This window comes from Methylacidimicrobium sp. AP8, assembly GCF_903064525.1.
Classification (GTDB): Bacteria; Verrucomicrobiota; Verrucomicrobiia; order Methylacidiphilales; family Methylacidiphilaceae; genus Methylacidimicrobium.
Genome location: NZ_LR797830.1, coordinates 832,613 through 857,483, shown reverse-complemented (window position 1 = coordinate 857,483; position 24,871 = coordinate 832,613). Strand labels below are relative to the sequence as shown.

Here is a 24,871-nt window from a genome sequence, read left to right as displayed (position 1 = left end):
GCAGGATGCTTGCGATCCGCTCGTACACCGTCGTGCCGGCGACGCGCGGCCGATCCGCGCAGCGAGCCGCCATTTCTCACACACTTCGTAGCCGAGGCGCCGCAAATAGGCTTGAGTGGGAAGGCGCGGCGCAGGTTTTCGACCGGAGCTGCAGGAAGAATACTGCGGGCAGGAAAAACCAAGCGGAAAAATGGCGCCTAGCAGCCTGTCGGACTTTCCTTTTCCTTCTGGAATATGGTAAAAGAGGGCATGGCTGAGCGATTTGTGACGGTGGATCGGATGACGCCGATGCTTTTGCCCGAGGACCTGCGAGATTGGGTGGAGGAGGACGACTTGGTGCATTTTGTCATCGAGGCGGTGGAGAGGATGGATCTGCGGGGCTTTCGGGTGAACGTACGCGGGACTGGGGACGCACAGTATCCGCCGTCGATGATGCTCTCGCTTTTGATTTATTGCTACGCCAACGGGATCTTTTCGAGTCGACGGATCGAGGCGGCGACGCGGCGGGATGTGGCGGTGCGTTATCTTTGTGCGAACACCCATCCGGATCACGACACGATCTGCCGGTTTCGGCGGGAGAACTTTGCTGCGGTGGCGGACTGCTTTTTGAAGGTCTTGGAGTTGGCCCGGGAGATGAAGCTTTTGAAGGTCGGGGGGGTGAGTGTCGACGGGACGAAGATTCGGGCCAACGCGAGCAAGCATCGGAATGTGACCTACGAGCGGGCCGGAGAACTGGTGGAGCTTCTGCGGGCGGATGTGGCAGATCTCTTGAAGAGGGCGGAGGAAGCGGACCGGAGAGAGGAAGCGGATCCGGGCAAGCTACCTGAGGAGATTGGTCGGCGGGAGCGGCTCCAGGCAAAGCTGGAGGAAGCGCAACGCCGGCTGGAGGAACGGGCCAAGGAGCGAGCGGAGCGGGAGCGTGCGGATTACGAGCGGAAGGGAAAAGAACGGGAAGCGCGCAAGGGGAGTGCCAAAGGGCGGCATATCCACCCTCCGGAGGAGAAGCCTGGGGCGGAGGAGCAAGCCAACCTGACCGATCCCGAGAGCCGGCTGATGCGCAGGAGCCGAAACGAAGCCTTTGAACAGAGCTACAATGCGCAGGCGGCCGTGGATGCGGACGGGAGTGCCTTGGTGCTTTCGGCTCGGGTGAGCGTCTGCGCCAACGACATCGGCGAGTTGGAAGCCGACGTGCGGGCCATTCCTACGGAAGCCGGTCGGGTCCGTGCAGTGCTGGTGGACACCGGTTATGCCAATGGCGAACAGGTCGAGGCTCTGCAGGCGGAGGGAATCGAAGTCTACTGTGCGATGAGGGCTGAAGCTCTGGAATGTCGTCGGCGATACGAGTTCCGACCCGCCGATCGTCGTCGGGAGAAGCCTGTTGAATATACCGCCCCGTGGAGACGGAAGATGATCGAAAAGCTCGCCAGCCCGGACGGCCGCCGCCTTTATGCTCGACGCAAGCAGACCGTCGAACCAGTCTTCGGCATCATTAAATCGGTGATGGGCTTCCGAGCGTTTCGGCTCCGCGGGCAAGCCAAAGTCCAGGGCGAATGGTCGTTGGTCTGCTTGGCGTACAACTTCAAGCGCCTTTGGAAGCTTATGGGAGGACGCCGAATCGGGCCTAGCCAAGGAGGGATTACCGGATCTCCCAGCATCGCCTCGCTCTCCACCCTCCTCGGCGCGCTGGTTGCGGTCTCGACTTCTGCGCTTTTGGGCTTCGGCAGGAAAATTCTTGCCACCCCGGAAGGGAGGTTTCGCAACCATTGCGGCTCTCTCGCATTAACCCCGACAAGCTGCTAGCGGCCATTTCTCACAAATTTCGTAGCCGAGGCGCCGCAAATGGGCTTGGGTGCGAGGGGCGCAGGTTTTCCACCGGAGCTGTATGAAGACATACTGCGAGGATGGAAAACCAAGCGGGAGCGAAGCAGACGAGCCCGTTTTGCAAGCCGTAGGAGAAAGCTTGTGAGAAATGGCCGCTAGCATCCGGCGCCTTCTTCGGCCGCGACGCCCCGACAACCGGATCAGGCCGCGCGTGCTCCCCCGTTGCGAGAGGGGAGCCGACTTGCGCCGGCGGTAACGCCAAGCTCAAGAGAAACCAAGGGGAAAAAAAGCGCGGGCGGCTCAGCAGCCGCCCGCTCCGGGATCCTGGCGCACCGGCCGATTACGAACAATCGCAGTCTTCGTGCTTATGGACCGCGCAAGCCTTTTTCTTGGCACACTTTTCCGCGCATGCGCACTGGGCCTTCTTCTTGGCGAGCATCGAGTCGGCGTGAAGGGTGCCCGCGACGCCGAAGAGCAGAACCGACAGCAGGGAGAGAACGCTCAAGGATTTCATAGCCCCTTTCTTTACGGGGCGAGCAGCGCCGGTGCAAGCGCAATGTTCCGGTGCATCGGGAGCAAGGTCCCGGGGCACCCGGACGGACCGAGCGGCGCAGGCCGCCGAAGAATTGCCGCTTATCCTTCTTCGATGACGACCGGTGCCCCCCGCCACACCCGGCCCTCGGAGAGAACCTTCGCGTAGACGCCGACCTCTGCGCGGTTATGGCGCGCCGCCGTCTTGAGGATGCCTGGATCCTGGGGGAGATCCCCTTGGGCCAGGGTCGTCATCACGCAGCGGCCGCAGCCCATCGTCACCTCGAGCCGCAGGGAATCTCCGATCCGGAGCCGCTTCCCGATCCAGAGGTTCTCGACAAAGCCGCGCTCTCCGTCCGGCAACGCGATCAGGAAATTGGGCCGGAAGCGGCGCGTTTCGAAGAGGCCTTCCGGATAGAGCTCCCGGAGGGCCCGGAGGGTCGCCGTCGTAATGAGGTGGATCGGTGCGGCGTCGAAAAAGGTGCCGGCCGGCATCTTCTCATCCGTGGTCGCCTCCCGGTGGGCGAGCCCTTCGATGTCGGGCCAATACTCCTCAAGGCATGCTCCATCGATCGCGGAGGAGAGCAGGGTGACCTTCCGGCCGAAGAGGGCCGAGAGAGGCTCGGCCGCCGACGGATCATCGCTCCGCCGCCACTCTCCTCCCGGAAGCTGGAAACGGACGACGGGCTCCTTCGACTCCTCCGGAGAGCGAATCCAAGAGACCGGCAGGTCGAAGATCTTCCCCCACTTGGCCGGGTATTTGGCGCTGACGATCTTTCCGGTCTCGACGTCGCGGAAGGCGAAATGGCGGTCGCCGACGATCCCCTGCATGCCGACGCGAGCGGCCGCCAATTCCTCGCCTTTCATCGACTTCACCGGATAGCGCCGCAGACTGATGACCTCTCCTACTCTCTTCCCTCCCGGGTTCATGGCGTTCTCCGTAAGACGATTCCCTGGTATTGCGTTGCTTCCCTCCCCATCTCGGCGGCTAAGCTATCCCCAAGACCGAAAGCCCCGCAAGCAGAACCGCTCGCCCTTGACGGCCCTGGTCGATCCCAAAAAGGATTTGTCCTCCACGACGTACCTCTTACAATCTTGCCATGGCTGCTACATCTGTAATGGCTCCGCTCGGAACGCAAGCCCCTCCCTTTTCGCTTCCGGACGCCACCGGGAAGCGGATCTCTCTTTCCGATTTCGCCGGATCTCCCGCACTGCTGGTGATCTTCCTCTGCAACCACTGCCCCTACGTAAAACATATCCAACACCACTTAGCCAAGCTCGTCGCCGAGTACCAACGCCGCGGGCTGGCCGCGGTCGGCATCAATCCCAACGATCCCGTCCGCTATCCCGACGACGCCCCTGAGCAGATGGCCAAGGTTGCCAAGGAGGTAGGCTACACCTTCCCCTACCTTTTCGACGAAACGCAGGAGGTCGCCAAGGCCTATCGGGCAGCCTGCACTCCGGATTTCTTCCTGTTCGATCGGGACCAGCGCCTGGTCTATCGCGGCCAGTACGACTCGAGCCGTCCCGGAAATTCCATACCGGTCACGGGCGCCGAGCTCCGAGCCGCCATCGAAGCGGTCCTCGCAGGCAAGCCCCCTCCGGCGGAGCAGCGGCCCAGCATCGGCTGCAGCATCAAGTGGAAGCCGGGGAACGAGCCCGATTATTGATCGCAGATCGGGCATCCGGCCGGAAGCAAAAGATCGAAAATCCGCGACCTAGGGGCTTTTTTCGTTGCATTGCACAGTAACTCTATGGAGTAATAGGCGCATGTCTTCGAACCCGGTAGAACAGATCAAGGAACAGAGCCGAAGGCTCCGGGGAACCCTTGCCGCCGCGCTTCGCGACGCGACCGCCACCCATTTTTCGGACACCGACGCCCAGATCCTCAAGTTCCACGGGAGCTACCAGCAGGATAATCGGGATACGAGAGCCGAACGGCGAAAGGCCGGCCTCGACAAGGACTGGATCTTCATGATCCGGACCAAAACTCCCGGCGGCCGGCTGAGCGCCGCGCAGTACTTGGTGCTCGACCACCTCGCGGGCACGGTCGGTAACGGGACGCTGCGGATCACGACCCGCCAGGGGATCCAGCTCCACGGGGTACGAAAGATCGACCTCCGGCGGGCCATCGCCGAAATCATCTCTTCGGGCATCCTTACCTGGGGGGCGTGCGGGGACGTAGTCCGCAACACGCTTGCGACACCCGTTCCGACCGCGGACACGATCCATCGCGAGCTCCAGGAGCTCGCCGCCGAACTGGGCCGGCTCTTCCTTTCCCGGAGCCATGCCTACAGCGAGGTATGGATCGACGGGGAGCCTCTGCCGATCGGAGACGGCGGCTCCGCCGAGGAAGAAGAGCCGATCTACGGGGCGACCTATCTCCCGCGGAAATTCAAGATCGCAATCGCCCTCCCGCCGCGCAACGACGTCGACGTCTTCTCGAACGACCTCGGCCTTGTCGCCCATCCGAGAGGACAGGAGGTGGAGGGGTACACCCTCCTGGTCGGAGGCAGCCATGGAATGACCCACGGCCTGCGGCAGACACAGCCCCACCTCGCCGAACCTCTCTTCTACGTACCCAAGGAACGGGTACAGGAAGCGGCGGTGGCCGTCGTGACCACTCAGCGGGACTACGGCAACCGAGAAGACCGCAAGCGAGCCCGCCTCAAGTATCTCCTCCTCGATCGGGGCATTGACTGGCTCCGCCGAGAGGTTGCCTCCCGCCTCTCCTTCGCTCCGGAGCCGCCCCGCCCGTTTTCCTTCACCACGGTCGCCGATCCCTTGGGCTGGCACGAGCAGGGGGACGGCAAGCTCTTTCTCGGCCTCTTCGTCGAAAACGGCCGCATCCTCGATCGGGAAGGAGGACCCCGCCTCCGCAGCGCGCTCCGGCAGGCGGCAGCCGATTTCGGCCTTCCGATCCGCCTGACAGCCAACGGCAACCTCTTCTTGGTCGGCATCGGGCGCGAACAAAAGGCCCAGCTCGAGGAGCTCTTTGCCCGGCACGGCGTCCCTACCTCTCCGCCGAGGACCGCGGCGCGGCGCACGGCGCATGCCTGCGTGGCCCTTCCCACCTGCGGACTCGCCCTCGCGGAAAGCGAGCGGGTCTTCTCCTCCCTGATGGAGAAGATCGACCGCTCCCTCGAAGAACTCGGGCTTCGGGAGGAGCCTATCTTGATCCGGATGAGCGGATGCCCCAACGGCTGCTCGCGACCCTACAACGCCGATCTTTCCTTCGTCGGCCGCTCGCCCGGGAAGTATGCCTTCTATGCGGGCGGCAGCCTCGCCGGCGATCGTCTCGCCAGCCTGGAAAGACGGAGCGTAAGCCTCGAAGAGATCCCGGGACTGGTCCATGGCTACCTCGCAGCATTCGCCCGAGAGCGCCTTCCCGAGGAGAGCTTCAGCCAATATTGGGCCCGGACCCGGCCGCGCGGCCCCCTCCCTACTCCCGATCAGTTTCACGAGGAAGCGGCGGCCGGAGCGGTGGCATCCGCCTGATCCGGCTCATCCAACCCCCGGCCTCTCGCCGCGCTTGCCGATACCGAAGAGCCAACCGTCCAGGCCCCAGCGCCGCCCCGCGTCCGCAAATCCGAGGACCAGGAAGACGACCAGGAGCGAGAGATCGAGGTTCCGCTGGCAGAGGCCCATCCAGGAGTTGGCGACAAAGTAGTTAGCCATCAGGAAGCCGCCGGCGAACGAAGCGGCACGGCTCAAGAGGCCGATCGCCAGCGAGAGGCCGATCAGGAACTCCCCCCAGGCGACCAAGGCGGCGAGCAGGCCCGCGTTCGGAATCGCCGCATGGTAGAGAAAAGATCGATACCAAGGTAGCGGGTTCTTCTCCGCGAACTCCAAAAGCCGGTGGGGCAAGGCCTGGCGCCACCGTTCGGACACGACGGGGAACGGCAGCCCCCTTTCCCGGGAGCCCCAGCTCAGCTTGTGGATCCCGCTTTCCAAGAAGAGAAGACCCAGCGCGATCCGCAACACCGCCAGCCAGCGATCCGCATGCTTCATCCATTCTCCTCCTTGCCCTCTTCGGGCAGATCTTTACCCTTGCTTTCCCCTCCCGCATGCGGAAAGACGGGGGCGAAGCTTCGCAGCGGCATCCCTACCGGCACCAGGCCTCCATCGTGCCGGCTCGCTCTTTCGAGCTCCACCTCGTAGACAACCCGGTCCGGACGATAGTAGCGTTTCTGGAAGTAGATCGGCTTGTTCCCGGTCGTGTACGAGAGACGGCTGATCAGCAGCAGGGGTCGGCGCGCCTCGATGCCCAAGGCTTCGGCCACTGCCGGATCGGCTTCGACCGCTTCGATCCGGTAGTGTCCGCGCAGCACCGGAATCCCGTACTCCGCTCCGAGAATCCGGTAGATCGTCTTCACCGTCAGATCTTGTCCTTCCAGCCTTCTCCCGTATTCCGTCGGAAGCCAGGTTTGATCGAGCGCGATCGGCTGCCCGTCCCCGAGCCGCAACCGATCGAGCCGGACGCAGGGCTCGCCTTCCCGCAGACCGAGGCAGCTGGCGACTTGTGCACCTGCCGCTTCCCGGCCGTAGAAAAGGACACGGGAGCTCGGCCGCAGCCCCGCTTGCACCATGTCCTCCGAAAAGTCGGTCAGCCGAACCAGCCCTTGCCGGAGCCGACCCTCGGCCGCAAACGACCCGACCCCCTGCCGCCGGTAGATCAGGCCGTCGGCTTCCAGGGTCTGGAGCGCCCGCCGGACGGTGATCCGGCTCACCCGGAATCGCTCCTGCAGCTCCTTTTCCGACGGGAGCCGGTCTCCCTGCGCGTAGCAGCGCGATTGGATCTGATCCCGCAACCAGAGGGTCACCTCTTCATGGCGAGGCAAGGGCCGCGACGCCCTGGCCCGCGCCTGCACCCGCTTCTTTCCCGTCATCGCCCGTCCTCGTGACACCTTTCTCTTCATGCCATCCATTTCCCGATAGGGAAAGTTCCCCGTAGGAAATCTTGACATAGCCAAATGTGATTACAATATTTTTCGCAATGTCGACCGCAGTGTCCCGCTTATTCCCCCTCCGCATTTCCCTTACCTCCGTTTTCCTGGGTGTCTTCCTTTCCTTCGCGGGGCGAGCGGCGGCGCAGGGAGAGGAAGAGGTCTTCACCCATAAAGAGGTCGAAGCGGAAGCCCGGCAATACATCGAGGACAAGAGCCGGGAGCACCAGGGCGTCTTCCTTTTCCCGGATCCGGTGGAAAACCGCTCGATTCCCTTGCTTTTCGACCGGATCCGGCTCGTCCGGACGATCGCGGGCTACGGCTACTTCGCGGCGGTCGACTTCCACGAAAAGGGTTTCGATCCGCCGAAACCCTACGAGCTCGACTTCTGGTTCAAGCCCCGCGGAAAGAAGCTCGTCCTTATGGACATCCGAATTCATAAGATTCCGCGGAAGGAGGGAAACGGCTGGACGCTGGTAAGTCGGCTTCCGGTCCCCTGGTGGTGGCTCCCGGTGAGCGAGCACCCCGGGCAGACCGAGTATAAGCGGGCGTGGGAGGTCAAGGCGGCCATCCATGAATATATCGCCGACAAGATCCGCGAAGGCGGCGGGGTCCTGCGGATCCGGGACGAGAAGACCGGACAGGAGATCCCCTTGGAGTTCGTCGAGATCCACAACCCGGTCCGGCGCATCCCCGACAAGGACTATTTCGCCTGCACCGACTTCCGGGAGAAGGGCGAGCCCGAGAAGATCTACGACATCGACTTCTGGCTGGCCGAAAAGGACGGGAAGCTCGTCGTCGACCAGGTTAAGATCCACAAAGCCCCCGAGAAAGAAGACGGCCGCTGGATCCAGGTCGAGCGCTACTCCTTCGAAGCAGACAAGCCCACGATCGTGCCTTGATCCGCACCTCCGTGGAACGCCCCGCCGACCGCTCGCTCCCGGAGCTCGCTCCGTTTTCCTTCGATCTGCCCGAAGAGCGGATCGCTCTTTTCCCCACGCCCGACCGAGCCGACGCCCGGCTGATGCTCCTCGAGCGGCGCAGCGGCTCGATCACCCACCACCGGATCCGGGATCTCCCGGATCTCCTCGCTCCGGACGATCTGCTGCTGCTCAACGACTCCCGGGTGATTCCGGCTTTTCTCTCCTGCGCGCAGCCGCGCCTCTCTCTGCTCCTCCTCGAGGAGCGGGAACCCGCTCTCTGGACTGCGCTCGCCGAACCCGCCAAAAAGGCTTCGCCGGGCCGGACGCTCCTCTTCGTCGCCGATCCCGGCACCCCCGAGGAAGAGCGGCTCGAGGCGGAAGTGGTCGAGATCCGGCCGCGCGGGGAACGCCTCGTCCGGTTCTCCCGCCCGTTTTCCCTCGACCGGTTCGGGAATCCTCCGCTGCCCCCGTACATCCGGAAGCGGCGACCCGCCTTCCCGCCTCCTCCGCTCTCGGACCGCGAGCGTTATCAGACTGTTTTCGCCCGCTGCCCCGGCTCGGTGGCCGCCCCGACCGCGGGGCTCCACTTCACCCCGGAGCTTCTCTCTGGCCTTCCGCACGCCTTCGTCACCCTCCACGTCGGTCCCGGAACCTTCCGCCCGCTCGGTCCCGAGGAGTGGAAGAGCGGACGCCTCCATCCGGAACGCTTCGCCATCCCCCCGGGGTTGGCGGAGGCGGCACGGAACGCCCGCCGGCTTGTCGCGGTCGGCACGACGGTAGCTCGGGTTCTCGAAAGCGCCCCCGATCTTCGCGAGCAGAGCGGAACGACCGACCTCTTCCTCCGCCCCCCCTACACCTTCCGCCGAACCGACGCCCTGCTCACCAACTTCCACCTCCCCCGCTCGAGCCTCTTCCTGCTTGTCTGCGCCTTCGCCGGGCTCGATCTCATCCAAGCGGCCTACCGGGAGGCCGTCGCGCAGGGCTACCGCTTCTACAGCTACGGCGATGCGATGCTTATCCTCTGATCCGGAGCCCCGCAGGCCCGGCGCAGCCGCGGCAGCAGACGGGAGAAGCGGCGTTCGATCCGGTCGTTCTTGATCGCGGCGGCCAGCGCCCGCCACTGCCCCACCAAGACGGCGAGCCGTCGGGCACGGGTCAGGGCCGTGTAGACGAGGTTCCGCTGGAGCAGCAGGTAGTGCTGCATCGCCAGCGGGATCACCACGGCGGGGAATTCCGATCCCTGGGATTTGTGGATCGTGACCGCATAGGCGGGCGACAGCTCGTCGAGCTCGCCGAACTCGTAGGCGATCTCCCGCCCATCGAAACGGACCCGCACCAGCTGCTCCTCCGGATCGATTCCTGCCACCTCGCCGATGTCCCCGTTGAAGACCTCTTTCTGGTAGTTGTTCTTTGTCTGGAGGACCTTGTCGCGCACGCGGAACCGCCAGCCGAAACGCTCGACCTCCCGCTCGCCCGCCCGCAACGGGTTGAGCTCCTCCTGGAGACGGGCGTTGAGTTCGAAAACACCCAGGCTGCCCCGGTTCATCGGACAGAGGACCTGGATGTCGCGCAAGGGATCCAGTCCGAACTTCTTCGGAATGCGTGTCTTGACCATCTCGACGATGACCGCGGCGATCCGCTCGGGCTCCTCCCGGGAGACGAAGTAAAAGTCCGATTCCTCCCCATCGGGGCGTTCCGGCAGAAGTCCCTGCCGCATCCGGTGCGCCGTGGCGACGATCCGACTGCCCGCCGCCTGCCGGAAGACCTCGGTAAGCTCGGCCACCGGGACCACGCCGCTTCCGACCAGGTCGCGGAGCACCGTCCCGGGACCGACCGAGGGGAGCTGGTCGGCATCGCCCACAACGAGCAGGCTCGCCTCCCGCGGAAGCGCCCGGAGAAGATGGGAGAAGAGCGGGATATCGACCATGGAGCACTCGTCGACCACGAGCAGGTCGCATTCCAAAGGCCGGTTCTCGTCCCGAGTGAAGCGGCCGTTCGCCGGCTGGATCTCGAGCAGCCGGTGAATCGTCTTCGCTTCCCTTCCCGTCGCTTCCGCAAGCCGCTTCGCCGCCCGCCCCGTCGGCGCGCAGAGGAGGAGGCGCAGGCCCTTGGCCCCCAGGATGAGAAGGAGCGTTCGCAGGAAGGTCGTCTTCCCGACCCCGGGCCCCCCCGTCACGACCAGGATCCGGCTTTCCCGGGCGCGCCGCAGGGCCGCCTGCTGACTGGCCGAGAGGGCTTTCCCGGTACGCTTCTGCGCCCAGCAAAGAGCCTTCTCCCAGTCGATCGGCGGGTAGCACGGAGGCGAAGAAAGCAGCGAGCCGATCCGCTCGGCGATCCGTTCCTCGGCGCGCTGGAGATAGGGGAGAAAGACCCAGGTCTCTCCCTCCATCTCCTCGAGGAGCAGGTCCCCCTGGGCCGCGGAACGCGTCAGCGCTTCGCGAAGCCGCGGCTCCGGCAGCTCGAGAAGCTTTTCCGCTCCTTCGAGCAGGAGCGGCAGCGGCAGAGCGCAGTGGCCCGACTCGGTCGCCTCCAGGAGAAGGTGGGCGAGCCCCGCGCAGGCCCGGTCGAGAGAGTCCTGCGCAATGCCGACGTTCCGGGCGATCCGGTCGGCGGTCTGGAAACCGATGCCCGGAATGTCCCGGGCGAGCCGGTAGGGCTGGGCGCGCACCGTTTCCACGGCCTCGGCACCGTAGGTCCGGTAGATCCGGAGCGCCCGGCTCGTGCTCACCCCGTGGGAGTGGAGGAAGAGCATGATCTCCCGGACCGACTTCTGCTCGTTCCAGGCTTCCTTGATCCTCGCCCTCCGCTTCGGCCCGATGCCCTCGACCTCCTCGAGCCGGGCCGACTCCTTTTCGATGATTTCGAGGATCTTCTCCCCGAACCGCTCGACCAGCTTCCTGGCGAAGACCGGACCGATCCCCTTGACCATCCCGCTCCCCAAATAGCGCTCGATCCCTTCTACGGTGGTCGGCGGGGTCGTCCGAAGCGACTCCGCCCGGAACTGGAGGCCATGCTCCCGCTCCCGGACCCATCTTCCTTGGGCCGTCAGCCACTCCCCGGCCGCGACAGACGGAAGCGTACCGACGACCGCGACCAGGTCCCGCCTGCCGGCGACCTTCACCTTGAGCACGGAAAACCCGGTCTCCTCGCTGAAAAAGGTGACCCGTTCGATGAGCCCGGAAAGTCTCTCGGACGGCGGAAGGGAAGCGGCCACGGGACTCCTGACTGTAGAAACCTTGTGACCTATCCTCCCGGAAAACCAACCTTTTTTGTGCCGCTTCTCCTACCTTCGTTCCCGCCGAAGGCGGGCTGCTTCCGACGGTCCCTTCTCAGGAGGATCCGGACCGGTGGCTCGATCACGAAGCGGGAAGCGACTACACCGCTACATCAAGAAGCGCCAGAACGATGCGAAGAACTCGTTCATCCGTTCCCCTAACGGCCATTTCTCACAAATTTCGTAGCCGAGGCGCCGCAAATGGGCTTGGGTGCGAGGCGGGCGCAGGTTTTCCACCGGAGCTGTATGAAGACATACTGCGAGGATGGAAAACCAAGCGGGAGCGAAGCAGACGAGCCCGTTTTTTGCAAGCCGTAGGAGAAAGCTTGTGAGAAATGGCCGCTAAGTCCCGGTGGTGCCCAGTATCGAGCGTGACCTCCCTGGAGCGGGCGATGTTCTCCTCGATGAGCGTCCGTGCGGCCGCAGCCGTATTCCCGCCGAAGATGATCGCATCGACCTCATCGTTGTAGACGACGCTCCTCCGATCCATGTTCGAGGACCCTACCGAGTTCCAGGCCCCGTCGATCGTGGCGAACTTCGCATGGAGCACCGCCCCCCCCACTTCCCAGATCCTTGCTCCGGCTTTGAGCAGTCGCCCGTAATCGGCCCGTCCCGCCGCGCGCACCTCGCGGTCGTTGACCGGCGAGGGTAGGACCAACCGGAGGGCAACGCCGCGCCGGGCCGCCCGGGCAAGCTCCTTGACCTCCTGTCGAATGGGAACGAAAAAGCCGGTGCACAGATCCACGCTCCGACGCGCCAGGTGGATCGCCTCGAGCAAGCTTCTATTCATTAATAGAGCGCTTCGTCGCGCCCGGGTCCGCTGCCGACCACCCGGACCCGTTCGCTCCCCGCCTCCGCGACCTTTGGAAAATAGTTTCTCTTCTCCACCGCCGGCCCGTGCCGGCTCGTCCAAGCGGCAAAGAAGAGCCGCTGGAGATCGGCCACCGCCGGCCCCTCGATGCGGGCGGCGATATCGCTCCAATCGGCGTGCCGGAAGTCCCCCCGCGCGGCTGCCCGGAGATCGGAGTAATTCCGGTAAACCCGGGCCAAGTTGACGCCCCCGACGAAGCCGACCTTCCCGCCGACCACGAGGATCTTCCGGTGGTCGCGATCGTTGCTCCGGCTCACCCCAAGCATCGCCTCCGGGATGAGCGGCCGGAAGACGAGAATCCGCGCCCCCGCCCGTCGCAGCCCTTCCAAGAAAAGCGGGGCTGGTCCGGTAGGAGCCGTAGCCGTCCAGGATGATCTTCACGGCCACGCCGGACCGGAGCTTCTCCTGCAAAAGATAGCCCAGGCTTTTCGGCCTGACTTGGAGATCCTCGAAGAGGTAATATTCGAGGTTGATGTGGGCTCCGGCCCGCTCCATCGCCGCGAACATCGCCTCGAAGGTCCGCATGCCGTCGGCCAGCAGATTCACCCGGTTGCCCGGACCGGCAGGCTTCGGATACAACGCGGCATCCGCAGCCAGCTGCCGCCCGAGCGCCTCTCCGGGTGGATCGGGGCGCAAGGCGATCTTCGGCGTGGGCACGCAGCCGGCCAGAACCAGTCCCGAGGAGGCCGAACCAAGCCCATCTGATCGGCCGCTTCTTGTTGAGCCGATGCATCGCGGGAAACACCCCTACATCAGCACCCGCCACATTCCGGAAAGAAACTCCTTCGTCCGCCGCAGCAGAGTCCGCCTTCGCCACTCCCGAAGGGTGATCTCCCGGCCTCGGGCGATCTCCGCTTCCATGACCCTCTCAGCCGCCGATGCGGTCTTCTTCCCCTGGATGATCGCATCGACCTCCTGATTAAAGAGCACGCTCCGCTCGTCGAGATTCGAAGAACCTACCGCGATCCAGGCCCCATCGATCGACGCCAGCTTCGCATGGAGGACCTCCTGGGGCATCTCCCAGATGCGGACCCCCGCTCGCAGGAGCTGCTCGTAATCGGCGCTCCCGGCGATTTCCACCCCCGGATGGTAGAGGGCCGACGGCAAGACGAGGCGCACGGCCACCCCGCGTCCTCTCGCCTCGGCCAACTCTTCGACCAGCTGCCGGGTCGGCACGAAGGAGCCGGTGCAGAGATCGATGTTGCGCCCGGCAGCGTGGATCGCTTCCAGAAGCTCCCGGTAAAAAAGAGCCCGATTCTTCTCCGGCCCGCTTCCGATCACGCGGACCCATTCGCTCCCTACGCTTGCGATCTTAGGGAAGTACGCCTTTTTCTCGACCGGCGGACCCTTCTCCTTCGACCAGGTGGCAAAGAAGAGCCGCTGGAGTTCTGCGACAGCAGGCCCTTCGATCCGCGCTACCAGGTCATTCCAGAGGACGTGATGGAAGTCCCGCCGCTGCACCGCACCCGGCTCCGCCTGGTTCAGGTAGACCGGGTAGAGGTTGATGCCGCCCACGAACCCCGCCTTGCCGTCCACCACCAGGATCTTCCGATGGTCGCGCTCGTTGAGCCGATCGATCCGCAGGATCCCTGCCGCGTCCATCGGATGAAACAGCAGGACACTCGCCCCTTCCTTCCGCAATCGCTCAAGAAAGGCATGGCCGGCCCGCCGGGAGCCGTAGCCGTCCACAATCAGGTTCACCGCGACGCCCGAATGGAGCTTTTCGATAAGCAGATCTTCGAGGCTTCTCCCCTCGATCCACACGTTCTCGAGGATGTAGAATTCCAAGTTGATGTGATCCCGGGCCCCTTCCATGGCAGCGAAGAGGGCCTCGAGCATCTCCGGCCCCCGGGAGAGGAGAGAGACACGGTTTCCGGCCCGCCCCCGGGCCGCATGCCCCCCCTCCCCGCAACGCCGCCATGGCCGGGAGGGATGCGCGGGGCGCCCGCGCAGCCCGCCAAGGCCAATAGCAGCAACCCAAGGCCCGCCAACCCGTTGTGCCTCCCCCGGCTCATGAACGCCATACCGCAAAGCGACGGGATCTTTGGATCCGGGGGATCCGAGCACAAGAGATTTCCGCGCGGCTCCAGGCAGAATCCGCCCGCGCCTTCCACGGAGCCTTGCCGCCGCCGACGCCTTCGCCTAAGGTTGCTCAGCGGGACGCGGAGATCCCACGTCCGACCGGTGTTCTGCTCCCGACCAAGCAGGTCCCGTAGCTCAGCAGGATAGAGCAGCGCTTTCCTAAAGCGTAGGTCGGCCGTTCGAATCGGCCCGGGACCAACCAGATATAAAGACGCAATCCTCCCTGGTAGAAGCCCTAGGGAGCTTATTGCGTTAAGAACAAATGTGTAACGATAGATACGCAAACAAACGGGTTCGTATGCTTCTATTCTGCCAATAAAGTGGCAATAGCCGGAGCAGGGGTTGGGCAACGCTTCGAGCCTCGACGCCGCGCTTCGGGTAGGCTGGGGCATCAAGCTCGGCCTTCATCTCTGCATTTCGCCCCCCTTTGTTAAAAAAACCTCCAGAACCTCCAGTACCTCCAGCGGCCTTGTCCATCAATGACTTATGCGCTGGAGGTTTTAAAATTGAACCTCCAGAACCTCCAGGGGCTCGGTCGGTCTCTCGCGCCGCGTGCTTTGCGCGAGGCTGCTATTGAGAATGCCTTCTCATTTCGTAGGGCGTGGGGCGCGTGCTCAGCGGATCGTTCGTAGTCTCTCTTCACCGGCGGACGTCGGGACGTCCAGGAACGTCGGCCGGAATTTGGGTCTGCGGTGAAGACGTCCGGGAACGTCGGCCGGGAATGGGCGATGGATTGTGGATTATCAGTAAGACGCCGTAGGCGCGGAGCCACGGATCTCTCCAAGGTGTAAGGCCTTATCAGTAAGGCCGTGGTAGGGGGTAGGGGATTATTGATAACGCATTATCATGCGCTCCCCTCCCGCCCCGGCACCTGCGCGTTTTCGCGCAGGGGTTTGGGGCGCGCCGCGTGCCTATAGCGAGTGCCCCCTGTTCGTCCCGCCGCCGGGAAAATTTTGCTCCTTGGCCAACCAGGGGTAGATGCGCTCTGTCTTACCAGTGTGTTGCCAAGGCCCGTCCCTTGTCGTAGAGTCGCTCCATGCGCTTACTGATGTCATCCACGGCGAAGGCTATCTACAGACAGCTTGTCGCCGCCGCCGGAAGCCACTACAAGGCTCTGCTTCGGATCGTCGATGATCCGAATTTCGGGTGTATCTCCATGGAGCCGGTTGATGTCGGGATGCTCACCGAGCATGCGGACCAAATCCGCTCGAAGCTCTCCCAACGAGGCATCCCCAAGGGCATGCTTACCTCGCGCTGCATCGAAGCATGGCTTTTGCTGTACGGGAAGCAGGTTGCCGTCGATTTGCGCGAGGAAGCCCTCCGCAAGGCTCAAGAATTTGAACCACGGCTTTGCTCGGACAGATACCAGGGCGATAAGGAAGCCCGCAGGATCGTGGCGCGGCACGCTCTGGGTATTATCCGGAACGCCGGCCGCAAGCGTCGGAAGCAGACCGAGGCCGAGGGAGCGGTAGCCGATTTGGTACAGGATTCCTTGAACGAGGCTGCGCATGAAGCACCGGAGAAAGCTGGCGGCGGATGAGCGGTGGCCCGATCGGGTGAGCATCGACAGGATGCTTAAGGAAACTGCGGATAGGATTTGTTCCCGGCCCTAGGCGTAGGCGTCCTTCCCGGTTACGCATGGAAAATCAAGCCTCACCGTTCCATCAGACACCCCCCAACCATCCCGCGATTCTTCGCAAGCTCCGGCCTTACTTCTCGCCCTTGATCCACTTGATTGCTTGGTAGTGGCCGATCACGGCGTACTTCTGTATGTAATTTAGTCCTCCGATCCCGCCTCCCGCGTGTGTTCCTTGCCCCCATCCCCAAGCCTGCCCGCCAGTAGGCCAGCGTTCCGTTTGAACCAGGATGATCGCATCGGCTCCCACTTCCTTCGCCTTGTCTACTGCGCGAGTTCTCGGAGATCCGAAGAGTCCGCTTCCCGCGTCAATTGTGCCGATCACGATGTATGGCCGCGAGGGGGGTGTTCGGTAGATCTTCATCCCATGGACTATGGAATGTTCGCCGCTGCCGAGCGGTCCTCGATGCGGCACTTCCAAGGGATACCATCTCGCAAGAATCGCATGGGCGCTTGCCACAGGGCAAAGCGCCAAGGCGCAGGCGATCAATAGGGATTTCGTGTTCATGGTTTCTCCTTTTCTTCTCCTCGCTCACGCCACCGAAGCGGGCTTCTTCTTGTTCAGCCGCTCCCCGATCCACGCATTCGCCTCCTCGAACGTCGCCTTGGTCGCATCGCCCCGGTAGCCGAGCCTTCGCATCAGTCTCACCTGCTTGAAGGTGGCAAGTCCTCTTGCCCTCCTCTTGTGCATGCCGTCGATGAGCTTGCTCGCAAGGCCGCGCGAGGAAATGAGGCTCGTGTCGAAGCCGGCCTTGTCCAGCACGTCCAATTGCCTCGGAGTAGGTTGCGCGCTCTCCCACGCTAAGACAGGCTCGTAGTCCTCTGCTTCGGCGAGCATGATGCTCAAGTAGTCCGCGACGATCCTGCGCGAATGATCCTGAAGGCGGGATACGAGCGTCTCTTCCCGCTCCCGGCGCGCTTCTTCTGCTTTCTCGGCTGCCTCCAGTAGGTCCTTGCAGCCGGCTGCATCGATGCGCTTCTCTTCTTCGGCGTCCTTGGCGACCAGGCAGGAGGCCCGCAAGGGCGGTAGGCGATCGTGAACAAAGCAGGGATCGAGGATTAGGCAATCGCGCTTCCCCTCGAAGAGCCGCGTCCCCCTCCCGATCATCTGCTGGTAGAGAACCCTCGAGCGCGTTGGCCGCAGAATCAGGATCGCATCAACCGCTGGACAGTCGAATCCCTCGGTGAGCAGCATGGCGTTGCTCAGGAGTCGGGTTTTCCCCTGGCGAAACCGCTCGAGGATCTCCGCCCTATCGGGAGATTCGCCGTCGACATGCTCAGCCTTCATACCGTGAGCAAGGCATGCCGACGCGAAGGCCTCCGAAGTCTTGCGCAGCGGCAAGAAGGCCAGGATGCGGCGGTCGGCGTAGTGCGCGGCGATGATCCCGGCGATCTCGTCGAGGTAGGGAGCGATTGCGTCTGCCGCTTCCTCCTCGACGAACTCTCCCTTGCGGACGGAGACACCGGCCAAATCAATGCCCCCTCCCGACAGCGGCAGGGTGTCCACGATCAGTCGCGAGAGATAGCCCTGCCGGATCAGATCGGCCAGACCGATGCGGTAGGCTTCCTTCTCGAAAATGGCCCCTAACTGCTTCTCGTCGGCGCGTGTCAGGTCCCGCATGATTGCGTACTGCTTTTTGGAAGAGATGCGGATGGGATTGTTGCCATGTTTTTAGGGCCTGAAGTGGGGTTTGGTGATTGAGCGATTTTTGAGGGTGGTGTTCGTTGTAGAGCCAGGCGTAGCGGTGGAGCGTGGTTTTCAGGTCGAGGGAGCTTTGGAAGTGATGAGTACGGAGGATCTGCGCCAGTCTTCCGTTGAAGCGCTCCACCATGCCATTGGTGCGAGGCGACTTTGGCTTGGTCAGGCGGTGCTCGATTCCCAATGCTTGGCAGAGCGCGTCGAACTCATGGGATCCGGTGGCATCCTTGGGTTCTTGGCCGAAGACCTGATCGGTGAACTCCTTGCCGTTATCGGTGAGGATGGTTCGGATTTTCACGGGTGCCGCCTTGGCCAGCGCCTGGAGAAAGCTGCGGGCGGCCGCTGGGGTCTTTGCACGCTTGACCGCCAAGAAGACCCAACGGGTGGCTCGGGTCCTTGGCGACGAAGACATAACGGCGAGACGTCTCGTCGGCCATCTGGGGCAGGTATTTGAGGTCCACATGAAAGTAGCCCGGCAGGTAAACTTTAAAGGGTTGAGTGGGATTGGCCGGTTTTTCCGGTTGAGGCAGCCGGGAGTGGCCTCGGCGCCGCAGGAGCCGGCCCAAGGCCGAGCGGGTCATGGAGGGTTCGATAAATTCGCGGATGACGGCCAGCAGATCGTCCAGCGGCAGCCGGAGCTGCGTGCGCAAGTAGATCACCAGCTCTTCCTGTCCCGCATTGAGTGTCGTCGGAAGATGATGCGGGGTGTGGCTGGCATCCTCGACAAAATCCCGCTTCCGCCACCGACGAATCGTCTCCCGAGTCACGCGAAACTGCTTCGCCAACTCGTAATCGCTGCCCTTCGCCCGCCAGAATCGCCGTGCGGATCGCCGGCGTAGTCGTCGCATTTTTGTGCAGGGTGATTCTCATATCTTTACCTCGGCTTTCCAGCTTGCCACAACCTCCCGAAGCACCGCACGCCCGATCAGCAACGGACGGCGATTTTCTAGAAGGTAATCATGCGAACCCCAACAGATAGCGCCTTTTAAGGGCAAGCATCACACGCGCAATTTGCACCCGCACACAAACAAGCGGACACCCCGCCGGAAGAACTACCGTCGCATTATCCTGGTTTTTCCGGTTCTCGAGACAGTCCCTCCCCATGGCGCATCGGACCGGCCGCGGATCATGGCAAGCTCTCGCATCAAGGCCGACAGGCGGCTAGCCCCCGAGGGATCCGCTTGGTTCCCCGACCCAGATCATGCAAAGCCATCATCCAACCCACTCCCTCCGGTTCCAGCATCTCCTCCTGCGTAATCGCAGAAGATGCTGCCCTTCTTCCTTTCCCAGGAACACCTCCTGTTGTCTCCAGGGGGTCAATTCCACATGTCGTCAGGGGGTCATTTTTGGCTGTCGGCCGGCAAAGCGATCCCGGTCAACGTACCAGGGACACGGGCTGGCGTATTCCCCGCTGCTTGTGGGAACTACCCGCTTGAGCCGGACCGGAAAAGGGTAGGAAAGGATGTGGGGGTCAGGGAAAGATATGGTGAAGGGCCTTTTTTAAACACGGTACTCAACCATGAACCGAACCGTTCAGACCAAAATCGAGATTGCGGCTTCCCCCGCGGCCCTCTGGAATGCACTCGTCGACTTTTCTTGCTATCCCCAATGGAATCCTTTTCTCCGCTCGGTGCGCGGAGAAGCCCGTCCGGGGGAGCGGCTGGCGCTTCGCGTCTGCGCACCCGACTCGCCTTCGGTTGCCATGAACGCCGAGGTCCGCACGGTGGAGCCGAACCGGGAGCTATCTTGGACCTGTTACTGGCTCTCCCCGCGCCTGCTGGCCGGAGACCATCGCTTTGTCCTTGAGATCCAGGGCCCAAGGAAGGTCCTTCTTCACCACGGAGAGACCTTCCAGGGCCTTCTGGTCCCTTGCCTTTGGCCACTGATGGAGCCGAGGTGCCGGCGTGGGCTGGAGGCCATGAACGCAGCGCTTAAGAAACGGGCCGAATCCGGCCAAAGGTAAGCGGACTGACTCTTTCGCCCGGCTTCCTTCTCCGCAGAGCCTGTGCTCGCCGCTCGGACGGCGCCGGTCGCCCTGCCTGCAGCTCCTGCGGCTCCCGGCCGGATCGGTCTCTCCCGCCGCCGTTCCGAAAACCATAGACCATCCTTCCTCTACCAGGGAGGATCGTCTACGACGTCGGCCGAAGAATGCTGCCGACAATTCGCATGCCGGAGTTTGGCCGGCAAAGTCCGGGTAGCGCCCAATGCCCGGGCTTTCCGGGGCAGAGGCGCGGGAGGCAGATGGTTGTCTCCCGACCGCACGGGCGCTCTGCTGCTCCAAGGGGCCGACAGGGGAACGATCGCCGCCGATTCCGCAATCGCAAGGAGCCGGCCGTGCCCCTTCTGCGGCATCTCTCTCTCGGGCATCTCGTTCGATGGCGCATGCCCGTCGGCGACGCCGCATTGCCGATCCGGAGCCTTGTTCTGTCGGGCGCTCACAAGCCGGCTCCGAGCCCGGCCGGGATTCCGCGGTCGTCGCCGGCCCGCGGCCTGGCCTCGCAGCGGCCCGCTGTTTTCGACAGGGATTGCCCGGACGGAGAAGGCATGAGCCGTCTCTGCTTTTTTTTGCGATCGAGCGGATTTGCCGCTTTGTCGCCGAGCTGCAAAGAAAGTTGCGCGCACCCCGGCACAGGGAACCGGCGGAATCGCTTTCCCCGGCTGGCCGGCTTCCGTCCGCTCTCCAGGACGCACGGTGCCGGGCGGATGAAACTTCGGCACCGTTGGGCGGCATTTTCCGGCTTCAAGCCGGGAAGGCGGGAACCTCGCGGGCGTGGGCTGCCGGGTTGCCGGCGGAAACACCCCAAGGGCAACATACCGCAATCGATAGGCCGGCGGTTGCGGCCGGCCGCCGCCAAGCCCGGAATGCCTCACCGCTTCGGCGAGACCGGAAGAAACGGGAAAAGCGTTGACGGATGGAAATGCTTGATCGCATCACCGGAGTAGATCTCGTCCTTCTCCAGCGGCAACCGCAACACCCGCGCGCCGGCTCGGAAATCGGCCTTCTTGAGGTCGACCCAGAACGTGTTCGGCGTCGTCACCGCCTCGTAGTAGTAGATGAGGTTTTTCTGGTCGGCCACGACGCGCCAGCGCGTGTTGGAGATATTCGGCTTCTCCGGCGTCGAAATGCCGATGGGCACCGACACGTTGCGCATCAGGCTCATCACCTCCGCGACGCCCTCGACGGCATTGCCGGTCTCGGGGATGGCGTGGATATAAAAAGCGGCTCGTGCGAAACGGTCGGCGGAGCGGCTGGTGCCCGGCAGGAATACCGTGCCGCCCACCTCCTTCCAATACGTTGCCAGGGCCAGCTGTTGATCGTACTCCGGCTCGTTGGTCATCACTTGATCGTCACGGCTGTGGTGGATGATGAGCTTCCGCTCGATATATTCCAAGATCGCATTGTCGCCGCTTGCGTCCGAAATCGACAGATGCACGGTGGTGTAGATGTCGGTGCCCGGAATCCGATCGGAGATCACCTGCACCGGATGCTCCCGCATGGCCCGCACCGCCTCGTCCACCGTGGCAAAATTGTCGAGGAAGTACTGTACCCATAAGGAAATGCTCAACCGGTTCTCGGGATGTTCGGCCTCGGGATATTTGGAGCCCGGCAGCCACAGCATATTGGCCACCAGGCCCTTCTCGTTCATGCCGTCGGCCGAGGCGATTCCGAAGGCGCTGACGACCACGCTGCCGTAGCGGGAAGTCCATTGGGCCGAATGGGGCCCGGCAAGCCCGTCATGGTGTATGCCGCGAGGCAGAATCCACAAGCTGGCAGGGATCGGCTCCTTCCAATCCATAGTGCGTCCCGTGATGTTGAGGCCGTCCCGCCCATGGTATTCCGCACGCGTGCACGCATCCGACGGGGCGGCCAAGCCTGCCGCCATGGCCATGGTCAGCAATAGGCTTGTGCGCCGGCATTTCATCGTCGCCCCTTTGCGTGCGGGAGATGGTTCCAGGTTATACGGCCGCAGCCGCCTTCGCCACACCGGAATATTCGGTGCCGCCGACATTCAGTGGTAGACCGTTGCCGGTGGATCCGCCCGGCCGGCAACGGCGGACGGCAAAACGCCGCGCCGGCCCTGGCTTCGGCATCGGGAGGCTCCGGCGGTCATTCGTCTCTTGACGAACCGCTCCTTCGCGGCTAGTGCTTGGATCGGCAAAGGGGGCTTTCGCAAACCGGAAACGCTCGCCGCCTGCCGCGTAGGCGGCGAGTCAACACGACGATGTTTTCCCCGCACGAACGGCTGTGGTTCTGCTTGCGCGCCCAGCCGAAGCGAGAACGCATCGCCTACGACTCGCTGCTCCGGCTCGAGGAGGTGGAGGCCGTCTTGCCCTTGATCCGCTACTGCCGGCTGCGCCAGGGCAAACGTGTCTGGACGATCGAGCCGCTCTTTCCCGGCTATCTCTTTGCCTGCTTCGAGCCGCTCGTTCGCCTCAACGCGGTCCGCTACGCCCAAGGGGTGGCCAAGATCGTCCGGTTCGGAGGCCGATATCCCCACATTCCCCACGGAGCGGTCGACCATCTGCGCCAGCGGTTGGGCCCGGAAAACCTCCTAACCCTCGAATGCCTGCCCGAGCCGGGCATGGAGGTCAAGATCGGCGCCGGCCCGTTCTGCGGCATCGACGCCATCGTCCGCAAGTACCTCCCCGGCAAGGAGCGCGTCCGCATCCTCCTCGAATGGCTCGGCCGCCAGGTCGAAACGGAGGTCGCCGCCGCGGATGTCGTGATCCCCGACCCGCGGTTTGCGCAAACGTTGACGGTGGGAACGACGCGCGAGCCCAAGCCGGGAAAGCCCGCCCCGTGAGCCGTCCCGCCGCACCGAGGTCTTCGAGCAGGCGCCCGCTCTGGATCGCCTTTTTTGCCTATGCGCTGCTCCTGCTTTCCCTTTCCAGCATCCCGGGAGCGAACCTGCCCCGGGAGGTTAGCCGGGTAAACGACAAGCTTCTCCACGGGATAGCCTACTCCGGAGCCGGCCTCCTCGCGCGTCTGGCCGGCGGAAGCACGCCCGCGGCTACGGCCGCCGTCGCGATCCTCGGCGCGCTCGACGAGAACTACCAGCGGCTCATTCCCGGCCGAACTCCCGATCCCTTCGACTGGGCGGCCGACCTTTCCGGCGGATTTTTGGGCGCCGTTCTGGCCGCCTTGGTCGAACGACATCGAAGGGCGAGCCGCCGCCTGCAACAAGCCGATCGCTGTTCCCAATCCGAATCGGGAAAAACAGCGGAAATCCACGAAAACGGATAGCCGCCATCTCTCACAAATTTCGCAGGCGAGGCGCAGCAAATAGGCTCGGGCGCGCGGCCGGGCGCCGATTTTTTCCCTTTTCCGTACCGCACGGCCGGAAACGCCCCCTCGGCTTTTCGCGGGAGAAGAGGTGCCCGCATCCGCGCCTCGGAGCCGGCTTCCGCGGCTCCTCGGCCGCTTCCCGGCGGGCGGGCGGCGCGCCGGCCCCCCGGGTCATCGCCATAGGAAAGGTCAGGAAGAGGAGTCCGAAGGCGTTGCGAACCAGAGATCTTCGGGAAGGGGCACCGTTTGCTCCCCCTCGGCGGCTCCCCGCGTCAGGACCGCGTGAGCGGGTCGTCCCGGACGGCCCCAGAGCACCAGCAGATAGAGCAGAGCGCCCGCGGCCATCCACGCCGCGAACCAGACCATGGTCTTGCGACTTAGGTTAGTCATCAAGTAGCCGCAAGAGCCGATCGCGGCCAGAGCGGTCCACGGCATGGCCGGAACCTGGAACGGCCGTCGGAGGCCGGGGCTCTTCTTTCGAAGGACCAGGACTCCGAGAGCGACGACCATGAAGGCGGCCAGCGCCCCCATGTTGGTGAGCTCCGCAACGGTTTCGATCGGGAAAAAACCCGCGATTCCCGCGATGACGGCTCCGATCAGGACGATCATCCGCACCGGCGTCCGGGAAACGGGGTGGATCCTGCCCAAGGAAGCCGGCAGGAGGCCGTCCCGGCACATGGCGAAAAAGACGCGGGATTGGCCGTACATGTTCACCAGGAGAGCCGAGGTGATCCCGGCGATGGCCCCCACCGCGACGAGGTTCGCCGCCGTCCGCTCCCCAACCCGCACCAGCGCGAAGGCGACCGGGTCCTTGACGTTGAGAAGCCGGTACGGAACGATCCCGGTCAAGACCACTCCCACCAGGATGTAGAGCAGGGTGCACACGGCGAGCGATCCGAGGATCCCGCGAGGCAGGTCGCGCTGCGGCTCCTTTGCTTCCTCGGCCGCCGTCGAAACCGCGTCGAAGCCGACATAGGCGAAGAAGATGAGCGCGGCTCCGGCCATCACCCCCTTCCAGCCGAACGGGAGCAACGGCTGCCAGTTCTCCGGACGGACATGGGGCGCGGCCGCCACCAGGAAAAGCGCGATCACGCCGAGCTTCACCCCGACGATCCAGTGGTTGAAACGCGCGCTCTCCCGAGCCCCCAAGGCCAGGACCCCGCTGAGCCCGAGGGCGATCAGCGCCGCCGGCAAGTTAAGCCAGCCTCCCTCGTGGGGAGCCTTGCCGAAGGCGGCGGGGAGGGAGATCCCGATCCCCGAGAGAAGCTCCTGAAAATATCCCGACCAGCCGATCGCCACCACGGCACCGGTCAACAGGTAGGCCAGGATCAGGTTCCAGCCGGTCAGCCAGCCGGCGAACTCCCCCATGCTCAAGGAGGCATAGGAATAGGCGCTCCCCGCCGTCGGCACCATCGAGGCGAACTCGGCGTAGCAGAGCGCGGCGAAGAGGCAGGCGAGGCCCGCCACGACGAAGGAAAGGATGAGGCCCGGCCCGGCCGCCGTCGCCGCGGCAACGCCCGTGAGGACGAAGATCCCGGCGCCTACGATCGCTCCCACCCCCAGGAGCATCAAGTCGACCGCCGAAAGGGTGCGGTGCAATTGCGCCGGACGGGCGGCGGAATTCGGCGACTCCTGCCCCGCTCCTTTCCGCCGCTCCATGGCCTCTTTCCTGTTTCCTTGCACTACAAGCAGCCGCCGTGCCGAAACCGGCGGCTCTTCGCTCCTTCCGCCGGAAATCTGGAGCGGTCGCGGGCCGTTGTCGACGATTTTTCTGCGCCGGGCGCCCCGCCCGAAACCCGAT

At 63.9% G+C, this 24,871-nt stretch carries 21 protein-coding genes, 1 tRNA gene and 1 pseudogene; 9 read left to right on the top strand and 14 right to left on the bottom strand.

The features are described from left to right. The first annotated feature begins 249 nt into the window (after positions 1-249). Positions 250-1,800, top strand: a complete 1,551-nt coding sequence (locus tag MTHMO_RS03845; RefSeq protein ID WP_370568216.1) for an IS1182 family transposase — start codon at positions 250-252, stop codon at positions 1,798-1,800. Positions 1,801-2,161: 361 nt separating this feature from the next. On the opposite strand, the gene MTHMO_RS03840 is transcribed toward MTHMO_RS03845, so the two are convergent. Then, the gene (locus MTHMO_RS03840) at positions 2,162-2,335 is read right to left on the bottom strand and encodes a hypothetical protein (RefSeq protein ID WP_202213607.1); all 174 of its coding nucleotides are present in this window, start codon (positions 2,333-2,335) and stop codon (positions 2,162-2,164) included. A gap of 119 nt (positions 2,336-2,454) precedes the next feature. Continuing rightward, positions 2,455-3,282, bottom strand: a complete 828-nt coding sequence (locus MTHMO_RS03835; protein WP_202213606.1) for an MOSC domain-containing protein — start codon at positions 3,280-3,282, stop codon at positions 2,455-2,457. 170 nt (positions 3,283-3,452) lie between these two features. On the opposite strand from MTHMO_RS03835, the gene MTHMO_RS03830 reads away from it, so the two are divergent. Together MTHMO_RS03830 and MTHMO_RS03825 are read left to right on the top strand one after the other, a co-directional pair. Next, positions 3,453-4,022 carry a thioredoxin family protein gene (locus tag MTHMO_RS03830; RefSeq protein ID WP_202213605.1) on the top strand — a complete coding sequence of 190 codons (570 nt, stop codon included), beginning with the start codon at positions 3,453-3,455 and terminating at the stop codon, positions 4,020-4,022. 100 nt (positions 4,023-4,122) lie between these two features. Continuing rightward, positions 4,123-5,850: an NADPH-dependent assimilatory sulfite reductase hemoprotein subunit gene (locus tag MTHMO_RS03825; protein ID WP_202213604.1), complete on the top strand. Its 1,728-nt coding sequence runs from the start codon at positions 4,123-4,125 to the stop codon at positions 5,848-5,850. 6 nt (positions 5,851-5,856) lie between these two features. Here the strand turns inward: MTHMO_RS03825 and MTHMO_RS03820 are convergent, their stop codons facing one another. After that, positions 5,857-6,363 (bottom strand): DoxX family protein, encoded by a 507-nt coding sequence (locus tag MTHMO_RS03820; protein WP_202213603.1) that lies wholly within the window; start codon positions 6,361-6,363, stop codon positions 5,857-5,859. Further along, positions 6,360-7,271 (bottom strand): GntR family transcriptional regulator, encoded by a 912-nt coding sequence (locus MTHMO_RS03815; protein WP_370568215.1) that lies wholly within the window; start codon positions 7,269-7,271, stop codon positions 6,360-6,362. The genes MTHMO_RS03820 and MTHMO_RS03815 overlap by 4 nt, the downstream gene beginning before the upstream one ends. A 77-nt stretch (positions 7,272-7,348) precedes the next feature. Between MTHMO_RS03815 and MTHMO_RS03810 the strand changes: the two genes are divergently transcribed. Beyond that, complete coding sequence (locus MTHMO_RS03810; protein ID WP_202213602.1) at positions 7,349-8,200, top strand: hypothetical protein; 852 nt, start codon at positions 7,349-7,351, stop codon at positions 8,198-8,200. Further along, entirely contained in the window at positions 8,197-9,246 is a 1,050-nt protein-coding gene (gene queA / locus MTHMO_RS03805; RefSeq protein ID WP_237394747.1) for a tRNA preQ1(34) S-adenosylmethionine ribosyltransferase-isomerase QueA, read from the top strand. The genes MTHMO_RS03810 and queA overlap by 4 nt, the downstream gene beginning before the upstream one ends. Here queA and MTHMO_RS03800 read toward each other — a convergent pair. The 4 genes from MTHMO_RS03800 to MTHMO_RS03785 all read right to left on the bottom strand — a co-directional run bounded on the left by MTHMO_RS03800 (position 9,219) and on the right by MTHMO_RS03785 (position 14,205). Then, positions 9,219-11,435, bottom strand: coding sequence for an ATP-dependent RecD-like DNA helicase (locus MTHMO_RS03800; RefSeq protein WP_202213601.1), 2,217 nt, complete (start codon positions 11,433-11,435; stop codon positions 9,219-9,221). The genes queA and MTHMO_RS03800 overlap by 28 nt on opposite strands. A 232-nt stretch (positions 11,436-11,667) precedes the next feature. Beyond that, positions 11,668-12,285 (bottom strand): phospholipase D-like domain-containing protein, encoded by a 618-nt coding sequence (locus tag MTHMO_RS03795; RefSeq protein ID WP_202213600.1) that lies wholly within the window; start codon positions 12,283-12,285, stop codon positions 11,668-11,670. After that, the gene (locus tag MTHMO_RS03790) at positions 12,285-12,695 is read right to left on the bottom strand and encodes a phosphatidylserine/phosphatidylglycerophosphate/cardiolipin synthase family protein (protein WP_202213599.1); all 411 of its coding nucleotides are present in this window, start codon (positions 12,693-12,695) and stop codon (positions 12,285-12,287) included. The genes MTHMO_RS03795 and MTHMO_RS03790 overlap by 1 nt, the downstream gene beginning before the upstream one ends. Positions 12,696-13,113: 418 nt before the next feature. After that, positions 13,114-14,205: a phosphatidylserine/phosphatidylglycerophosphate/cardiolipin synthase family protein gene (locus tag MTHMO_RS03785; RefSeq protein ID WP_202213598.1), complete on the bottom strand. Its 1,092-nt coding sequence runs from the start codon at positions 14,203-14,205 to the stop codon at positions 13,114-13,116. 367 nt (positions 14,206-14,572) lie between these two features. Between MTHMO_RS03785 and MTHMO_RS03780 the strand changes: the two genes are divergently transcribed. Next, positions 14,573-14,646, top strand: a tRNA-Arg gene (locus tag MTHMO_RS03780). 853 nt (positions 14,647-15,499) lie between these two features. On the opposite strand, the gene MTHMO_RS03775 is transcribed toward MTHMO_RS03780, so the two are convergent. The 4 genes and pseudogenes from MTHMO_RS03775 to MTHMO_RS03760 all read right to left on the bottom strand — a co-directional run. After that, the gene (locus MTHMO_RS03775; RefSeq protein ID WP_202213597.1) at positions 15,500-15,958 is read right to left on the bottom strand and encodes a hypothetical protein; all 459 of its coding nucleotides are present in this window, start codon (positions 15,956-15,958) and stop codon (positions 15,500-15,502) included. 199 nt (positions 15,959-16,157) lie between these two features. After that, positions 16,158-16,592 (bottom strand): hypothetical protein, encoded by a 435-nt coding sequence (locus tag MTHMO_RS03770; protein WP_202213596.1) that lies wholly within the window; start codon positions 16,590-16,592, stop codon positions 16,158-16,160. A gap of 24 nt (positions 16,593-16,616) precedes the next feature. Next, positions 16,617-17,705: a DEAD/DEAH box helicase gene (locus MTHMO_RS03765; protein WP_237394746.1), complete on the bottom strand. Its 1,089-nt coding sequence runs from the start codon at positions 17,703-17,705 to the stop codon at positions 16,617-16,619. After that, positions 17,692-18,653, bottom strand: a pseudogene (locus MTHMO_RS03760) (IS481 family transposase); the annotation flags it as partial. The gene MTHMO_RS03765 and the pseudogene MTHMO_RS03760, both read right to left, overlap by 14 nt. 649 nt (positions 18,654-19,302) lie before the next feature. Between MTHMO_RS03760 and MTHMO_RS03755 the strand changes: the two are divergent. Next, entirely contained in the window at positions 19,303-19,746 is a 444-nt protein-coding gene (locus MTHMO_RS03755; RefSeq protein WP_202213595.1) for an SRPBCC domain-containing protein, read from the top strand. Between the two features lie 904 nt (positions 19,747-20,650). Here the strand turns inward: MTHMO_RS03755 and MTHMO_RS03750 are convergent. Beyond that, positions 20,651-21,706: a linear amide C-N hydrolase gene (locus MTHMO_RS03750; RefSeq protein ID WP_202213594.1), complete on the bottom strand. Its 1,056-nt coding sequence runs from the start codon at positions 21,704-21,706 to the stop codon at positions 20,651-20,653. 300 nt (positions 21,707-22,006) lie between these two features. Between MTHMO_RS03750 and MTHMO_RS03745 the strand changes: the two genes are divergently transcribed. Further along, positions 22,007-22,588, top strand: a complete 582-nt coding sequence (locus MTHMO_RS03745; RefSeq protein WP_202213593.1) for a transcription termination/antitermination protein NusG — start codon at positions 22,007-22,009, stop codon at positions 22,586-22,588. Then, the gene (locus MTHMO_RS03740; protein ID WP_202213592.1) at positions 22,585-23,028 is read left to right on the top strand and encodes a VanZ family protein; all 444 of its coding nucleotides are present in this window, start codon (positions 22,585-22,587) and stop codon (positions 23,026-23,028) included. Before MTHMO_RS03745 ends, MTHMO_RS03740 begins: the two co-directional genes overlap by 4 nt. Before the next feature lie 231 nt (positions 23,029-23,259). Here MTHMO_RS03740 and MTHMO_RS03735 read toward each other — a convergent pair whose 3' ends face one another. Further along, positions 23,260-24,729 (bottom strand): amino acid permease, encoded by a 1,470-nt coding sequence (locus tag MTHMO_RS03735; RefSeq protein ID WP_202213591.1) that lies wholly within the window; start codon positions 24,727-24,729, stop codon positions 23,260-23,262. Between the last annotated feature and the right edge of the window lie 142 nt (positions 24,730-24,871).